Below are 16,196 nucleotides of genomic sequence, written 5' to 3' on the forward strand. Positions count from 1 at the left end.
TTCATTGTCGCAAAAGAAGGCCTCGCCCCCTGATGCGCCAAGAATTACGCGCTGTAATACATATCGAACTCAACCGGGCACGGCGTTGTTTCCATCCGCATCACCTGCTCCCACTTGAGCTCTGCATAGGCTTCGATCTGATCCATTGAGAACACATCGCCTTTCAGCAAAAATTCGTGATCCTGCTCCAACGCTTCAAGAGCCTCGCGCAGCGATCCGCATACGGTGGGCACTTGCGAAAGCTCAGCCGGCGGCAGATCGTACAGGTTCTTGTCCATTGCCTCGCCGGGGTGGATTTTGTTCTCGATCCCGTCGATGCCTGCCATCAGCAATGCAGCAAAGGACAGATAGGGGTTGGCAAGCGCATCGGGGAAGCGAAACTCGACTCGTTTTGCCTTATCACCTGCGCCATAGGGAATGCGGCACGATGCCGACCGGTTGCGCGCCGAATAAGCGAGCAGCACGGGCGCTTCAAAGCCTGGGACCAACCGCTTATAGCTGTTGGTTGTCGGGTTGGTGAAGGCATTCAGCGCTTTGGCGTGTTTAATGACGCCGCCAATGTAATGCAGGCATGTTTCCGAAAGTCCGGCATATTCATCGCCAGCGAAAGTCGGATTGCCATCTTTCCAGATCGACATATGGGTGTGCATGCCCGATCCGTTATCGTCCTTGATCGGCTTTGGCATGAAAGTCGCCGTTTTGCCGTAAGCGTGGGCAACCTGCTGGACGACATATTTGTAGACCTGCACCTGGTCAGCCGTTTTGGTCAGGGTGGAGAAGGTAATGCCAAGTTCATGCTGGGCAGCGGCCACTTCGTGGTGGTGCTTGTCCATATCGAGGCCCATTTCCATCATGGTCGCAACCATTTCGCCGCGAATATCGGTGGCGCTGTCAACGGGCGCGACGGGGAAATAGCCGCCTGTTGCACGCGGGCGGTGGCCCATATTACCCATTTCGTATTCTTTGCCGGTGTTGGTGGGCAATTCCACATCGTCAATCGCAAAGCCGCTGCCGGCATAGCCGTCTTCGAAGCGGACATCATCGAACATGAAAAATTCAGGCTCTGGCCCGACAAAGACAGTGTCGCCAATGCCAGTGGATTTAAGGAATGCCTCAGCGCGTTTCGCGGTTGAGCGAGGATCGCGGGCGTAAAGCTGACCGTCGGATGGTTCGACGATATCGCAGAAAATCGAGATCATCGGCGTTGCCGAGAAAGGATCAGGATAAACCGCATCCAGATCCGGTTTCAGGATCATGTCGGATTCATTGATAGCTTTCCACCCTTCGATGGAGGAACCGTCAAACATCAGGCCATCTTCCAGCGCATCTTCGTCCATGGCGCTGGCAGCCATGGTGAGGTGCTGCCATTTGCCTTTAGGGTCGGTGAAACGTAGATCAACCCATTCAATTTCTTCGTCTTTGATCTGTTTCACAACGTCTTTTGCGCTAGCCATTATTGTATTCTCCAGCTGGTAGATGGTTTGAGAGGTTTGCCCGGCCCGAAGGATAGGCGGGATATTGGTAATCTAAATTGCGTCCTCACCGGTTTCGCCTGTGCGAATGCGCAATGCGGTTTCAATCGGGGTGACAAAGATTTTGCCATCGCCAATGCGGCCCGTTTGCGCAGCGCCTGCAACCGCTTCGATGACGCGTTCAGCCTGGTCGTCTTCGACAACCACTTCGAGTTTCACTTTGGGAAGGAAATCGACAACATATTCGGCCCCGCGGTAAAGCTCGGTGTGGCCCTTTTGTCGTCCAAACCCGCGCGCTTCGGTGACGGTGATGCCGGACACGCCGATTTCGTGCAGCGCTTCCTTCACCTCGTCGAGTTTGAAGGGTTTGATGATCGCTTCGATCTTCTTCACTTGGATCCCCGCCTGTTGGCCTGCTTGTGGGACAGCAGGCTTGCCGGTGTTTGACCGGTCGGTTTGTCACGCTCTCTTAACCAAGAATCATGCCAAACCGGCCAATTGTGCCGTTTCATAAGATCCGGTCCTTGCACCCCCTGTTCCTTGCCCAAATTCGCGCAAGGAATCGCTTGATGCAGCCTGCGAAATAGCAACATTGTGACGCGTTAAGCAACACTGCTCATCAAGCAGGCGATGTGTGCTCAAAAATTGTGCAAGAGGGGCTCTGCGGACAAGCCGGTCAGAGCCGCAATCCGGTGGTTTCGGGGAGGCCGCACATAATGTTGAGGTTCTGGATTGCCGCGCCCGATGCGCCTTTGCCAAGATTGTCGAGCTTCGCGATCAGGCGAACATTCCAGCCGCCTTCGTTGCCGCAAACGAACAGCGTCATGCCATCTGAGCCTTGCGCATTTTCATTGAGGAGCAATTCGGACGGCACTTTATCGCTGACATTGATCATTTGTGAGCCAGCATAGTGCTGCTGCAAAGTCTCCTTAAGATCATCAGCAGATGCATTGGTTGCCATCGCGCCCAAATGCAGCGGCACTTCGACCAACATACCGCGAAATGCGGGCACCACGGCTGGGGCAAACAGCACTTCGTGCCTCAGTCCAGCGTGCAGTTTCATTTCGGGGCGATGTTTGTGCGCAAGATTGAGGCCGTATGAGCGGAAGGCGATGTCAGGCTCGTTTGCGAACCGGTCAATCAGCGCATTCCCGCCGCCCGAATACCCGCTAACCGCGTTGACGGTGTAGGGCCAATCGGCAGGCAGCAGGCCGCTGCGAACCAAGGGCGCAACAAGAGCGAGAAAGCCCGTGGGATAGCATCCGGGATTGGAGACGAGCGAGGCATTCGCGATCTTGTCGCGGCCAGTCAGCTCAGGAAAACCATAGGTCCAGCCATCTGCCACCCGGTGCGCGGATGATGCATCGATAATCCTCGTGCCTGACCCGTCCGCCAGCCTTACGGCCTCGCGCGCGGCGTCATCGGGCAGGCACAGGACCGCGATGTCGGCCGAATGCAGCGCGTCTTTTCTTGCGGCCAAATCCTTGCGCTGTGCATCGTCAAGCACCAGCAGCTCAAATTCGCTGCGCTCTGCCAGACGTTCGCGTATTTCGAGGCCGGTTGTGCCCGCTGCGCCATCTATGAAAATGCGTGTTGCCATAAAATCTGCGCGCTAGCTTGCGTCAGAACGGGGGGCAAGCGCTGCTTTCAAGCAATATCCGCTCGGCCCCTTTGGCCCCATGCAGGCCCATATCCAGTCGCCTTCGGTGTCGAGCAACTCGATCGTGCTATCCGGCTGGGCTTTAGCAACAATCTGCGCGTCCACACTGGGCAGAAGAAGCAATTCTGCGCCATTTTCGCCAATCATTCGGCTGTCTGGGATCACATAATGCGCAGCAAGATGTTCGCCGGCCAGAGCCATATGAGCAAGGTCGCCGCGCAGGGGCAGGGTGCCCGGCGCAGGTTTTTCAACCGGCCCATTCAGACCAATCACCCCATTTGGCACTTCGTATTTTGGCATCTGGCTGCGTGCGCTGCCCATTGCTCGTCAATTCCTTATGCCCCCGCACATGACCGCGCTTAGCGGCAGGTGCGCTGGCGAGCAAGAGCACGGCCATTTCAGCCATAGCGTGCTTGCAGCATATGCCAGCTTGCCCGCAGGCCATATGCAGTGCCGCCTTTGGAGCGGCCAGGCTTGGCAAAGGGGCGCCAGGCAAAGGTGTCAAAATGCACCCAATCGGTGCCTTCGGACACAAATCTGTCGAGGAACAGTCCTGCAACGCTAGCGCCTGCATAAGGGTTTGAGTGCGCATTGACGATATCAGCGATGTCGGACCGCAGATATTCGCGATAAGCATCGGGTAGGGGCAGCCGCCAGGGTTCATCCCCATGCGCTTTGCCTGCTTCTGTCAGAGCATTCGCAGTGTCATCGCGGCGCGCCATCATCGCCGCGTAATCGGGCCCCAGGGCGACCCGTGCGGCGCCTGTCAAAGTCGCAAAGTCGATCACCAGATCGGGGTTTTCCTCGCTCGCACGGGTCAGAGCATCGCCCAGGATCAACCGCCCTTCCGCATCGGTGTTGTGGATTTCCACCGACAGCCCCTTGCGGCTGTCCAGCACGTCACCGGGGCGAAATGCGGGCCCTGAAATGGCGTTTTCGACCGCTGGCACCAACAGGTGGAGCCGCACTTTTAGCCCCGCGCCCATAATCAATCCGGCCAGCGCAATCGCATGGGCAGCGCCGCCCATATCCTTTTTCATCAGACGCATTCCGGCCGCAGGCTTGATATCGAGCCCGCCGGAATCAAAGCACACCCCTTTGCCGACAATCGCCAGCACGGGATCCTTTGTGGAACCCCAGCTAAGGTGCAACAGGCGCGGCGCGTGATGGCGGGCAGCGGCCCTGCCCACTGCGTGCACCATAGGGAAACCCTGCTCCAACGCATCGCCTTTGGTGGTTTTCAGTTCAGCGCCATGCGCACTTGCCAGCTTTTCGCATTCCGCCTCCAACGCGGCTGGTCCCATATCTTCGGCAGGGGTGTTGACGAGATCACGGACCAGCATTTCCGCATCAGCCTCGGCCCGGATCGCATCGATCTGGCCAACCTGGCTTGTTAAAAGCACGCGGTTTCCTGTGGGGTTGTCCTCTTCACGGTACCGGGTGAAACGATAATGCGCTGTGATCCAGCCGAACATCGCTGCGCCGGGATCGACCTCTTTAAGCCGGTAAGTGCCTTCGGGCAGGCGATCGGCCAAAGCGGCGAGGCAGAATGGTGAGAGATCATCGGGTTTTGCCACGCCGCCGACGGCAAAAAAACCGTCCCCATCGCCCACAAAGGCGACCTGACCAGGTGATCCATCAAACTTTTGCGCGGTAAGCTGAGCTCTCTGGCCCGCAGGCAGTGATTTGAGGAGAGCCTCACAATCATCTTTACAGGTCAGAGTGATGGACGTCGCGTCTTGTCCGCGATCGGGTTGGATCAGATCGGCTGTATCGGTCATATTGTGGTAATTAGTGCAGGTTTACCGCTTGTCACGCGGCAATTTGATCGCGCCACTTGGAAATGTGAAAGGCTTTGGATGAAACGCGCAGGATTATTGGGTGGACTATGCCTTGGTTTGGGTTTGATGGGCGCGGGCGCGGCCTTGGCTGATCCCGCCTCGGTTGAACAGATGCCCCCGCACGGCGCCGGCAATATCAGCGATTTTGAATTTTCTGACGTTGAAACCTCAGGCGAAGCCCGGCGCGAATTTGTATCGCAGTGGCCACGTGAGGCAGAAGACTTTCCCGGTTTGATCGCGGTGCTGAGCGAACAGCGCGCGAAAACTTTGGCGGCGCAAAAAAGCGAATGGGAGGAAGCGGTCAAAGAATTTGCAGACTCTGACTGTGTCACCTGCGTTTCGCGGTCCTATTCTGAAGACTGGGAAGTAATGGCGGATGCGCAGCGGTTTCTCTCTCTTGGGCAAGAGCGTTACTTCTATTCAGGCGGGGCGCATGGCAATTCCAGTTTTGATGCGCTGTTATGGGACAAGCAGGAGCAAGCAGCGCTTCGCCCAATTGAAATGTTTGTCGATCCCACCGCGCTCGAGAATGTTGCCTATGGTGATTATTGCGCCGCGCTTCACACCCAGCGCAGCAAGCGGCGCGGGCTGGACCCGGCACAGGGCAGCAAGTTCACCGACTGCCCCAGCGTTGACAGAATGGTGGTTTCTGTATCGTCTTATGGCGGCGAAAAGCTTGACCGGATCGAATTTCTAGCCGCGCCCTATGTGGCTGGCCCTTATGTCGAAGGGTCTTATCAGATGACCTTGCCTGTGACCGAGGCGATTTTGAGCGCAGTCAAACCCGAATTTCGTGAAGCGTTCGCGGCAGCGCCGTAACTCTCGCATTTTGGCAAACGCATCGCTATGTGGTGGGCATGCAAGAATATCAGCTCGTAGAAAACACCGACACCGTCTACCGTGACGGCACGATCAAACTGCACACGCAAGAAGGTTTTGAAGGCATGCGCCGCGCTGGCCAACTGTCCGCGCGCATCCTTGATGAAGTCGCCGACTGGGTGCAGCCCGGCGTGACCACCGAAAGCATCGATACCCGAGTGCGTGAAATGATGATGGATGCAGGCGCTGTTCCTGCAACGCTTGGCTATCGCGGTTACACCCATTCGAGCTGCATTTCGATCAACCATGTGATCTGCCATGGTATTCCGTCAGACAAAGTCCTGAAAGAAGGCGATATTCTGAATGTCGATGTGACTAGCCTGCTGGATGGCTGGCATGGCGACACAAGCCGAATGTTCTTTGCCGGCGAACCCTCGATAAAGGCCAAGCGGCTGGTTGATGTAACCTATGAATGCCTGATGCTTGGGATCGAAGCGGCCAAGCCCGGCGCGCGGCTGGGCGATATTGGCGCAGCGATTGAAGCGCATGCCAGGCAGTTCCGCTACGGAGTGGTGCGCGAATTTTGCGGCCACGGTCTGGGCCGCCTGTTCCACGATGCGCCCGAAGTGGTGCACGCATCCAAAGCGGGCACGGGGCCAGAGCTTAAACCGGGCATGTTCTTCACGATTGAACCGATGATCAATCTGGGCAAGCCGTGGGCCAAAGTTTTGAGCGATGGCTGGACTGCGGTCACCCGTGATAAATCGCTATCGGCTCAGTTCGAACATTCGCTGGCGATCACCGAAGACGGGAATGAAATCTTCACCAAAAGCCCGACGGGACGCGATAAGCCGCCTTATTGACGGCTCATAAGAACCAAATCGCCAGCACTGCCACCATCACGGCGATTACGGCCACTGAGAACGCGAGCATTGCGATAACTTCGCGCGTTATGTGGCCTTTGACCAGCCAGTCATACCCGCATGCAATGGCGATTGTGATCGGCATTTGCACACCAATCGCGACAGGGTCTGGCAGATCCAGCACTTGCACAACCCGCGCATAAGCGGGTGTCATGAGGGCCAAAGTTGCGATCAGCATGGCTTGGCGGTGTTGGTGGGTTTTCTTTGCCCGGGCGTAATTCACCGCGACGAAATAGAGCGGCAGAAATGTCACAAAGGCAGCGATGTTTACCACGGTGACTTCGGGCCGGCCCAGCTCCCTGCCAATATTGACCGCGATAATCGCGCCTGACGCAGCCATCGCCCCGACCAGAGCAATTGACGCGCTGCCAAGCCCGCGGTGCCACCGCATCCGCTTGGTCAAAACCAGCATCGGCTGGATCACGAGCAGCGCAAGCCATGTCAGCATAAGTACCCCGTGCAGAATGACGATAGGGATATAACGCGCCTGCACTTCGGGATGGACGATGGCTTTCACAGCGAACGCAGTGATCGTGAACACCAGCAGCGTGGCTGCGATCTGGCTCATCAGGATATGGGCCCGGCGATGTCTTTCTGGCGCGCGCATGTCAGGCTTCTCTCGCGGCTCTGATTGCGGCGCCTGCTGCGAAGGGGGTTATAGCAACCAGGCCAAGCGAGACCGCGCCTGCAAAACCCAGGCTTGCGACATCCTGCCGTGCGAGCGCCCCTGCGCCAAAGATCAGGATCGGCAATGCCAGCGGGATCAGCAGTAAGCCCGATAACGCCGCGCCCGCGCGCAGGCTGGCAGTCAGGGCCGCGATCATCAGGCCGATGGCCGCGAGCCCCGGAGTGCCCGCGAGCAAGCCGATGAGAACCAGATGCAAGTTCGGCCCATCCAGCCCGAGCAGCGCAGAAGCGGGGAAAGCGGCGAGCACCAATGGCGGGCCAAAGCTCATCCAATGGGCCAAAAGGCGCACTGCCATCATCGTCTCTTCAGCCATGCCGCGCAGGCGCAATTGGTCAAAAACGCCGCGTTCTATATCGGCGCGCACCAATCGTTCAACGGGCAGAATAGCCGCGAGAAGCGCCGCGATCCACACAACCCCGCCGCCTGTCTGGGCAAGCAGATCACCATCTGGCCCGACCGCAAAGGGGTAAAGCATCGCGACTGCTAGGAAGAACACCACTGGAAGCGCAGCCCCGCTGCCTGCAAAGGGCAGGAATTGGGCAAGGTCGCGTCTGAGCAAGGCTGCGATCACGGCGCGAAATCCTCTATCGCGAGGGTTCGCAGGGCGCCAATGGCAAGGCCCTGATGCGAGGCGATCACTGCAATCCCGCCATGTGCCGCATGGTTTTCAATCAACGCTGTGACCTGCCCAATCGCGGCTGTATCAAGGCCGCTCAGCGGTTCGTCCAGCAGCCAGATCGGAACCGCGCGATTGACCAGGCTGGCAAGGGCTGCCCGCTTGGTCTGCCCGGTTGACAGGTATTGCACCGGGACTTCCAGCAAAGCCTCCAGCCCCAGCGTTTCAATCGCAGATGCCGGGTCCAGGCAGCCATCCACCTTTTGCCAAAAGGCGAGCGCTTTGCCCAAGGGCAATTCAGGCTCAAGCGCGGGGCGATCATCCAGCAGCCCGATTGCGCCTTCGTTTTCGACATGGCCTGCAAAAGGGGTGAGCAGCCCTGCCAAAGCGCGCATCAATGTCGTCTTGCCCGTGCCATTGGCTCCGGTGACATGGATCACATCGCCTGCGCGCAGGTCCATCGCCAGCGCGCGGAACAGCAAACGATCCCCGCGCCGACAGGCGAGGGCATGCGCGGTGAGGGATGGTGGCAAAGACGCTTGCATCGCTATGCGCGTTAGGCAAAAGCGGGCCTGCAAACAACCGCTGCGATCCCCGCTCGCACACAACCACGCACACACGCACTCACAGGAGCAATCTGCCATGGTATCTGTACCCGAACTCACGCCTGAGGAACGGGCGCGCCTTTTGGCTGACAATCCCGAATGGGAAGACGCTCGCGAAGGCAAAGCCATTACCCGCACATTCCAGTTTGATGATTTCTCACAAGCCTGGGGCTTTATGAGCCGGGTTGCGCTGTTGGCCGAGGCGCAGGATCATCACCCCGAATGGTTCAACGTCTATGCCAAGGTTGAGATCACTCTCACCACCCATGATGCAGGCGGCGTGTCACAGCGCGATGTCAATATGATGAAAGCCATCGCAAAGCTCGTCTAACCCCCTTACAACCGGCGAGACATGTTACGCTCACGGGGGTTTTTGCAAAATTTGGCCGTCGCCGCAAACACCTGAAAAACCGGGTGCATTTTGAATTTCGGGTGAGCCCAAGTGTAACCTTTTGGATTTGCCGCCCTGAACGCCTATCGTTCAACCAAAAAACCGCATCCCATACCGCCACAATGTCAAAGAGCCGCGCCGCTTATAATCTGCGCGTGCCAGTGTAGGAAAGCGCGGGCTTGCCTGCCTAGCGGCCAAGCAGGCTGGCGCTGTCGCGCTGCTGTTTGCGCACGCGGCCCGGCATCCATTTTTTGGCAAAGTTGATTTTCCGGGCTGTCTTGCCGACCAGATAATGCAGGTCTTCGCCGTGAACCGCATCCCACACGGTTGCGGCGACTTCGCTCACTGGAGTAATCTCCAATCCGGCAGATTGAACCCGGCTGCGCACCGATTCGTTGGATTTTCGGTGCCCTGTCCCTTCGAGAAGAGGCGTTTCAATAAAGCTGGGGCAGATGGAGCAGGATTTGATGCCATCGGGCGCCCATTCCGCATCCAGACTTTCGGCAATGCCGCGCACTGCAAATTTGCTGGCGCTGTAAACGCTCATACCCGTGCCGCCCACAATGCCTGCGGCGCTTGCGATATTGACTAGGCATGATCCCGGCGCGGTTTTGAGCAGATGCGCATAGGCCGCCTGCGCGCCATACAGCACGCCGCGAATGTTGATATCGACGCAGCGGTCAATCTCATCCTTGCCCAATTCGTGGATCGGCCCGCCAGTGCCGATACCGGCATTGTTGACAACCACGTCCACCCGGCCGCCAGATGCCACGCTGAAAGCTTGCAAGGCGTTGTCCCATTCATCCCGGTCACGCACATCAAGGATGTGCATGTATTTGAAGCCGCCCTCAATCAGGCCGAGCGTGTCCTCCATCCCGGCTTCATTCACATCGCCGATCCCGACGAACCAGCCGCGCTCGGCAAAATGCTGCGCGATGGCTCGGCCAATGCCCGATGCTCCGCCGCTGATGAAAATAGCTCGGCGCTGGTTGGTGGCGCTCATATTATCTCTCTCCCCAAAAATGTACGCGCGCAAATCCTTAGACCCGCGCGCGTACATTGTCAGCCGCTGACATAAGTGTCAGCAAAAAAGGTGGGGCAAGCCTATTCGCTTAGCGCCTCTTCGAGGCCTTGGACATGCTGCGCCCCTTCGAGGATTTCGGCCGTTGATGCTGTTACCGTGTCGCCGATGGGTTCCGCGCGGCCGCCAAGGCAGCTGGCGAGAAAATTCTCAGTGATCGCGGTGTAGGCGATGTTGTTCACCGGCTTGGCAAAACCGTGGCCTTCATCCGGGTACAACACATAGGTGACAGGCACGCCTGCCTCTTTCATTGCGCCCACGATCTGGTCGCTTTCCGATTGCTTGACGCGCGGATCGTTGGCGCCTTGCAGGATAAGCAGCGGCTTGGTGATTTCATCCGCCTTGTAAAGCGGGCTGGCCGCTTTGAGCAGAGCGAGGCCTTCTTCGGTGTTCGGATCGCCCATGCGTTCATGGAAAATCTTCACCAGCGGCGCCCAATAAGGCGGAATGGTGCCAAGCAGCGTTTCAAGGTTCGATGGGCCGACAATATCAACCCCGCAGGCGAACTTTTCAGGCGTAAAGGTAAGCCCGGCAAGCGTCGCATAGCCGCCGTAAGAACCGCCCATGATCGCAACCTGATCAGGGCTCGTGATCCCTTCTGCAATTGCCCAATCGGTCGCATCAATGAGGTCATCATGCATTTTGAGGCCCCACTGCTTGTTCGCGGCATTGAGGAAGTCTTTGCCAAAGCCGGTTGAGCCGCGGAAGTTCACCTGCAACACGCCATATCCGCGATTGGCGAGCCATTGGACGCCGCTGGAAAAGCCGTAATCATCGCGCGCCCACGGGCCGCCATGAACCAGCAGAACCATCGGCACAGCTTTATCAGGACGGCCATCACCGTCGCTGTCGCTGCCCGGCGGCAGGGTCAGGTAAGAGGGCAGGGTCAGCCCATCGCGGCTGGCAATCTCTTCCGGGTGCATAGGCTGCAATGGTGCGCCTTCAAGCTCTGGCCTTGTGGTGTAAAACGGGGTGAGCGTGCCGGCTGCCCGGTCATAGATAAAGGTTTGCGATGGCGCGGTCAGCGGGTCGTTCCACACGATCCATGTCTGATCGTCATCCGTGCGGCTGGAAATGCCGAAATCGCCTTCCAATTCGCCATCAAGGAATGCCAGAGCTGCGCCGATATCATCGTCAATCGCGGTCCAGGTGTTTTTGAGGTAATTCACCGAATACGCTTCGACCAAGCCGGTTTTGGGATCGCGGATTGTGCCGCCCAGATCGGCCTTGTCATCTTCGGCAATCATGGTTTTTTCGCCGGTTGCGGTGTCCTGTGCAAACAAGGCAGCGGTGTTGCGACCCCGGCTGTCGAGCCAATAGAGGACCGATCCATCGGTTGTGTAACCAGCCGGGCTGGTGGTCAGCGAATCTTCCATGGCAGTGGTTTCGAACGGGGTTTCCTCCACCGTTCCATCTGCGACATTGAAGTAATCTGTGCCGCCTTCGGCATTCTGGCGAAACGCCATGCGCAAGGTTAGCGTGTCATCAGCCATAAACCCGGCATAGCTGTCATTTTGGTAGACCAGCTCCAATTCGCCGGTGTTGATGTCGAGCAGGTGGATGTCATGGAATTGCGGATTGCGATTGTTGACCCCGATCAGGATCTTGTCCTTGATCGTTTCGGACGCGCCGACGATCTGAACCCGCGTGTTTTCAAACGGGGTCATCAGGGTTTCTTCGCCGCTGGCGATATCGATTTTATACAGGAGGAAGTTTTCATCGCCTCCCTTGTCCTGAATGTAGCCGACGCTTTTGCCATCGGGAGCCCAGAAATGATCGCGGATCGGGCGGTCTGTTGAACTGGTGATCGCTTTGGCAGCGGCCATATTATCGCGCGGCGCAACCCAGATGTTGAGAATGCCGTCCTTGGGAGCAAGCCAGCTCAGCATGGTGCCATCCGGGCTCAATCGCCCTTGCGCTTTGGTGGGATTGCCAAACAGAGCATCGCGCGGGATCAAGGGGGCGGCGGCTTGGGATTGGGTCATTGATGCTCCGGTTTCGGATTGCGCGTGGTTGTCGGCTGAAACGACGCTTGGCACGGTAAGCGCGCAGGCAGTGGCAGCGGTGACAAGCAGGCGCGCAGGGTGTGAAAGACTGAACATTGGCGGGGGGCCCCTTTTATTCAAGATGTGATGGCACGCGCCGCATCATGGCCGCATCGTGCATGGAAACAGTGATACGGGTTTGCTCCCTTATCGCAAGCGCGCTTGGTCGAGCGGATATGCCGTTGGTCGGGCGCATTACGCCGCTTCACAGGGCAGGGTTGGCATAAAAATGCCAGGTAAAGATCGCCATTGCGCCCCTGTGCGGGCGCCATCGTTCGCCGTGCGCGCGGCATTCTTTTTCATTGGGGCGTTCTTCAAGGTCAAGCAGGCGCTTAACGCCTTCCTGCACGGCAAGGTCGCCAGCGGGCCAGATGTCGGTGCGCCCTTCTGCAAATAGCAGATAAATCTCCGCCGACCATCGCCCGATCCCTTTGATCTGGGTCAGGGTTTGGGTGGCCTCTTCATCGTCTTCGGGCATCGCGTCAAAATCGAGTGCGCCCGCTTCGACCAGTTCGCACAAGGACCGCGCATAGCCTTGTTTCTGGCGGGAAAGCCCGCAGGCTCTCAATGTATCGAAATCGCGTTTGAGCAAGCAGGACGGCGTGAAATCCGCACCCAATTCCGCTTCCAACTTGTTCCACATCGAGCTGGCAGCGGCGACCGAGACTTGCTGGCCGACAATGGTGCGCAGCAGGGTTTTGTACCCGCGTGGCCGCAATCGCGGTTCCGGGTATCCGATCCGCGCCAACTCCTCGCCAATGCGGGTATCTTGGGCAGCAAGCGCATCCATTTCGGCTTTGATAATTTGTGCGGTCAGGCCCACTCTCAATTCCTCTAACTTGCCAATTTGCAAGGAACTCCCTAGCTGAGCAGCGCATTATTCCAAGGGCGCACTCTTGCGCTCAATCGTTTCGAAAAGGACTTTGAAAGCCCATGCCCAAGCTGGTCGTCACCAATCGCGAAGGGGAAACAAGCGAGATCGAGGTCGAAAGCGGCCTAACTGTCATGGAGGCCATTCGCGATAATGGCTTTGATGAACTGCTGGCTTTGTGCGGCGGATGCTGTTCTTGCGCGACGTGCCATGTCTATGTCGATCCCGCTTTTGCAGACAAACTGCCGGAAATGAGCGAGGACGAGGATGACCTCTTGGAATCCTCCGATCATCGCAACGAAACCTCGCGCCTGTCATGCCAGGTTCCGCTGACCGATGAGCTGTCCGGCATGAAAGTGACTATCACCGCTGAAGATTAAACTTGTTTGCTGGCGCGCGTTCCAGCGACTAAATCTCTCGGCATGAACATAACTCAACCTTACGGCGATACGCTCAGCCTGATTGGAAACACGCCGCTTGTCCGGCTCGAAGGGCCGAGCAAGGCTGCGGGCTGCGACATTTGGGGCAAGTGCGAATACGCCAATCCCGGCTCTTCTGTGAAAGACCGCGCGGCGCTTTACATGATCCGCGATGCAGAAGCGCGCGGCGGTCTGAAGCCGGGCGGCACAGTGATCGAAGGGACGGCGGGCAATACCGGCATTGGCATTGCGCTCGTTGCCAATGCGCTTGGCTATAAGACGATCATCGTCATGCCTGACAATCAATCCAAAGAGAAAATGGACACGCTGCGGGCCTTGGGCGCTCAGCTTGTATTGGTGCCGCCCACTAAATACGCTGATCCGGCGCATTTCCAGCATGTCTCACGCCGCATGGCCGACGAAACAGCGGGCGCGGTTTGGGCTGGGCAGTTTGACAATGTCGCCAATCGCCGCGCGCATATCGAAGGTACCGCGCGCGAATTGTGGGAGCAAACGGGCGGCAAGATTGACGGTTTCACCTGTGCGGCTGGCACAGGCGGCACGATTGCAGGCGTTGGCATGGGGCTGAAAGAAAAGAACCCCGATATCCGCATCGCTCTGACCGATCCGCACGGCGCGGCGCTGTATAATTATTACGCCCATGGTGAGCTGAAAAGCGAAGGATCATCAGTTGCCGAAGGGATCGGGCAAGGACGCATCACTGCCAATCTGGAAGACGCGCCCATCGACACGCAGTTTCGCATCTCGGACGAAGAAGGCCTGATCTGGGTGGAAAAGCTTCTGCGCGAAGAGGGGCTTTGTCTTGGCCTGTCGAGCGGGATCAATGTGGCAGGCGCGATTGCGCTGGGGCAGCAATTGGTGAGCGAAGGCGCTAAGAACCCGCAGGTTGCGACCATTTTGTGTGACACCGGCTTTCGCTATCTATCGACGCTGTACAATGCTGAATGGTTGGCGGCGAAAGGTCTGCCTGTATTTGATTGGCTGGAACAGGCTGAGCCTGCCTAACGTCTAACCCGGCATCGACAAGCCGGTTATGGCGCGCTAGGCACGCCTGATGGCAGGACGCAGACTGTTTGGCAGCGCTTTAGCTGACATTAATGAGGCGGAGTTAGAGGCCGCTGGCATGAGCGGCGACGCGCCCCATTCCATGCCCCTTGGCGGCACCCGCGATGAAGCGGCTCAGCGTTTGCGCGCAGGGCTGCTGGGCATTTGCACCATGATCCTTCTGGTTGGGCTGGCCAGCATTATCGGCACGCAAGCCGAATTGGCAGAGCAAGCCGCCGTGCCCGACGCCGCGCCTACAACCGAACCCACAGAAGCACCCGCGCAGGTCGATCCGCTGGCCGATGCAGGCATCGTGCCCGATATTCCGGCTGATCCCGAGGAATCGGCTGAAGAGCCTGCCCTTAAAGAACCAATCTTTGCCGAAGATGGCGTGGTTCCTGATACTGCTGACACTGACCCGGTTGATGCGCCTTAGCCAAAGCCGCCGGGCAAGCAGTCGCTTTGCCCCTTACCTGAACGCGCAATCGCTTCTGGCAACCGTTTTTCTGGGCGCGCTAACCGCGTGTTCACAAAGCGGCGATCATCCGCACGATCACGCCGAAAGTGCTGCACAAGCGGCGATGCCAGAGGCGGTTGAATGCGAGAATGCAGGCAAAGCTGCTTCTCTTGGTCTGACCACAAGCCTGCCCGTATTCTGGTCGCTTGACGCAAATATAGAAGATGTAGCCAGCGGCCAAAGCGAGCAATCCTGGCAGTTTAGCGCGCTGTCTTCCTGTTATGATCTGGTGCCGCTTGATACGCTGACACCGGTTCCGGGCCTTGATGATGCATCGCCGATCGCGGACCCGCTCGCTTCGCTTGACCGGATTGCCATCATTCAGCCGCGCGTTTTGACCCCTGCTGACAATGTTGCGCTGGATGATTGGGTGCGGGCAGGCGGGCATGCTCTGATTGCGCTCGATCCGCTGCTAACGGGGCATTATGATGCGCCGCTTGGCGATCCGGTGAGGCCGATTGACAGCATGCTGTACGCGATCCCGCCGTTTGTTACGCGGTGGGGGCTGGAAGTGGTGTATGTTCCGCCAGAAAGCGGAGGCGCTGGTGCGGGCGAGGGCGAGGCAGGGGGAGTGGGTGCGGACCAGATCGTTCTGGGGCGCACGCTTGTTCCGATTGATACAGGCTGGAAATGGCGGATCACCGATCCTGATGCGGCAAGATGCGCGTTGACTGGCAAGGAATATCTTGCACAATGCAAAGTCGGCGAAGGGCAAGTCACCTTGTTTGGCGATGCGGCTGTTTTCGAACAGCGCGACCTGGCAGGCGACAACCTTGAAGCCATGACGGCAGTGCTACGATATGCTTTTGCGAGCGATCAATGATCCAATTTGGGGAAATTGCGGGAAATGCCTGCTGCGGCCATGCAGCAGCCGGGACTCGGAGCCAAATTTCTCGCGAAATCAGATCGTTTTGTGGGGAAATTAAGGGAATGTCCGGGTGATTGGGGGATTCATCACCAATTACTCACAAGATGAAATATAGGTAAATCAGATATTTACCATCTAATCCCGTGATTTCCCGCGAAAACCCCTTTTCACCCGCCTAGTTCCCGGATATTACCGGGTTCCATCAAACACATCTGTTTGCCTCGCGCCGCCTCTATGGATTGGCGCGCTGCCTCCGTTCGCGCGGGGGCGGCAGCGGGGAAGGTGTGTCGCGGTGAGGTGAATGCGGCAAAAGGT

At 57.9% G+C, this 16,196-nt stretch carries 18 protein-coding genes; 7 read left to right on the top strand and 11 right to left on the bottom strand.

Annotated elements, in window-relative coordinates; translation table 11 throughout:
* Positions 1-44 precede the first annotated feature (44 nt).
* The 5 genes from glnA to AC0V6W_RS12490 form a co-directional block, all read right to left on the bottom strand.
* On the bottom strand, positions 45-1,454 hold the full coding sequence (gene glnA / locus AC0V6W_RS12470; RefSeq protein WP_486150436.1) for a type I glutamate--ammonia ligase: 1,410 nt from the start codon (positions 1,452-1,454) through the stop codon (positions 45-47).
* A 72-nt stretch (positions 1,455-1,526) separates the two neighbouring features.
* Complete coding sequence (locus tag AC0V6W_RS12475) at positions 1,527-1,865, bottom strand: P-II family nitrogen regulator (protein WP_486150438.1); 339 nt, start codon at positions 1,863-1,865, stop codon at positions 1,527-1,529.
* A gap of 283 nt (positions 1,866-2,148) precedes the next feature.
* Positions 2,149-3,072, bottom strand: a complete 924-nt coding sequence (gene argC / locus AC0V6W_RS12480) for an N-acetyl-gamma-glutamyl-phosphate reductase (RefSeq protein ID WP_486150440.1) — start codon at positions 3,070-3,072, stop codon at positions 2,149-2,151.
* A gap of 12 nt (positions 3,073-3,084) precedes the next feature.
* On the bottom strand, positions 3,085-3,453 hold the full coding sequence (locus AC0V6W_RS12485) for a hypothetical protein (protein ID WP_486150442.1): 369 nt from the start codon (positions 3,451-3,453) through the stop codon (positions 3,085-3,087).
* A 77-nt stretch (positions 3,454-3,530) separates the two neighbouring features.
* Positions 3,531-4,913: a leucyl aminopeptidase family protein gene (locus AC0V6W_RS12490; RefSeq protein WP_486150444.1), complete on the bottom strand. Its 1,383-nt coding sequence runs from the start codon at positions 4,911-4,913 to the stop codon at positions 3,531-3,533.
* A 78-nt stretch (positions 4,914-4,991) separates the two neighbouring features.
* Between AC0V6W_RS12490 and AC0V6W_RS12495 the strand changes: the two genes are divergently transcribed.
* Positions 4,992-5,792, top strand: a complete 801-nt coding sequence (locus AC0V6W_RS12495) for a PdaC/SigV domain-containing protein (RefSeq protein WP_486150446.1) — start codon at positions 4,992-4,994, stop codon at positions 5,790-5,792.
* A gap of 38 nt (positions 5,793-5,830) precedes the next feature.
* Complete coding sequence (map, locus tag AC0V6W_RS12500) at positions 5,831-6,655, top strand: type I methionyl aminopeptidase (RefSeq protein ID WP_486151623.1); 825 nt, start codon at positions 5,831-5,833, stop codon at positions 6,653-6,655.
* Positions 6,656-6,659: 4 nt separating this feature from the next.
* Here the strand turns inward: map and AC0V6W_RS12505 are convergent, their stop codons facing one another.
* Genes AC0V6W_RS12505 through ccmA form a run of 3 tightly spaced genes read right to left on the bottom strand, consistent with a single transcriptional unit; the run spans position 6,660 to position 8,552 of the window.
* Entirely contained in the window at positions 6,660-7,283 is a 624-nt protein-coding gene (locus tag AC0V6W_RS12505) for a hypothetical protein (RefSeq protein ID WP_486150448.1), read from the bottom strand.
* A 40-nt stretch (positions 7,284-7,323) separates the two neighbouring features.
* Positions 7,324-7,974, bottom strand: coding sequence for a heme exporter protein CcmB (locus AC0V6W_RS12510; protein WP_486150450.1), 651 nt, complete (start codon positions 7,972-7,974; stop codon positions 7,324-7,326).
* Positions 7,971-8,552: a heme ABC exporter ATP-binding protein CcmA gene (gene ccmA / locus AC0V6W_RS12515; protein ID WP_486150452.1), complete on the bottom strand. Its 582-nt coding sequence runs from the start codon at positions 8,550-8,552 to the stop codon at positions 7,971-7,973. The genes AC0V6W_RS12510 and ccmA overlap by 4 nt, the downstream gene beginning before the upstream one ends.
* A gap of 109 nt (positions 8,553-8,661) precedes the next feature.
* On the opposite strand from ccmA, the gene AC0V6W_RS12520 reads away from it, so the two are divergent.
* Positions 8,662-8,955 (top strand): 4a-hydroxytetrahydrobiopterin dehydratase, encoded by a 294-nt coding sequence (locus tag AC0V6W_RS12520; protein WP_486150454.1) that lies wholly within the window; start codon positions 8,662-8,664, stop codon positions 8,953-8,955.
* Between the two features lie 247 nt (positions 8,956-9,202).
* Here the strand turns inward: AC0V6W_RS12520 and AC0V6W_RS12525 are convergent, their stop codons facing one another.
* The 3 genes from AC0V6W_RS12525 to AC0V6W_RS12535 all read right to left on the bottom strand — a co-directional run bounded on the left by AC0V6W_RS12525 (position 9,203) and on the right by AC0V6W_RS12535 (position 12,964).
* The gene (locus AC0V6W_RS12525) at positions 9,203-10,018 is read right to left on the bottom strand and encodes an SDR family oxidoreductase (protein WP_486150456.1); all 816 of its coding nucleotides are present in this window, start codon (positions 10,016-10,018) and stop codon (positions 9,203-9,205) included.
* Positions 10,019-10,119: 101 nt separating this feature from the next.
* Entirely contained in the window at positions 10,120-12,198 is a 2,079-nt protein-coding gene (locus AC0V6W_RS12530; RefSeq protein ID WP_486150458.1) for a S9 family peptidase, read from the bottom strand.
* 148 nt (positions 12,199-12,346) lie between these two features.
* Positions 12,347-12,964, bottom strand: a complete 618-nt coding sequence (locus AC0V6W_RS12535) for a DNA-3-methyladenine glycosylase family protein (protein WP_486151625.1) — start codon at positions 12,962-12,964, stop codon at positions 12,347-12,349.
* A gap of 110 nt (positions 12,965-13,074) precedes the next feature.
* Between AC0V6W_RS12535 and AC0V6W_RS12540 the strand changes: the two genes are divergently transcribed.
* The 4 genes from AC0V6W_RS12540 to AC0V6W_RS12555 are packed head-to-tail and all read left to right on the top strand — an operon-like array spanning position 13,075 to position 15,836.
* Positions 13,075-13,392 carry a 2Fe-2S iron-sulfur cluster-binding protein gene (locus tag AC0V6W_RS12540; RefSeq protein ID WP_486150460.1) on the top strand — a complete coding sequence of 106 codons (318 nt, stop codon included), beginning with the start codon at positions 13,075-13,077 and terminating at the stop codon, positions 13,390-13,392.
* Between the two features lie 42 nt (positions 13,393-13,434).
* Entirely contained in the window at positions 13,435-14,457 is a 1,023-nt protein-coding gene (locus AC0V6W_RS12545; RefSeq protein ID WP_486150462.1) for a cysteine synthase A, read from the top strand.
* A 49-nt stretch (positions 14,458-14,506) separates the two neighbouring features.
* Positions 14,507-14,932: a hypothetical protein gene (locus AC0V6W_RS12550; RefSeq protein WP_486150464.1), complete on the top strand. Its 426-nt coding sequence runs from the start codon at positions 14,507-14,509 to the stop codon at positions 14,930-14,932.
* Complete coding sequence (locus AC0V6W_RS12555; RefSeq protein ID WP_486150466.1) at positions 14,874-15,836, top strand: motility-associated ABC transporter substrate-binding family protein; 963 nt, start codon at positions 14,874-14,876, stop codon at positions 15,834-15,836. The genes AC0V6W_RS12550 and AC0V6W_RS12555 overlap by 59 nt, the downstream gene beginning before the upstream one ends.
* Positions 15,837-16,196: the final 360 nt, after the last annotated feature.

The sequence above is a fragment of the Erythrobacter sp. JB1-7 genome, from assembly GCF_057365015.1.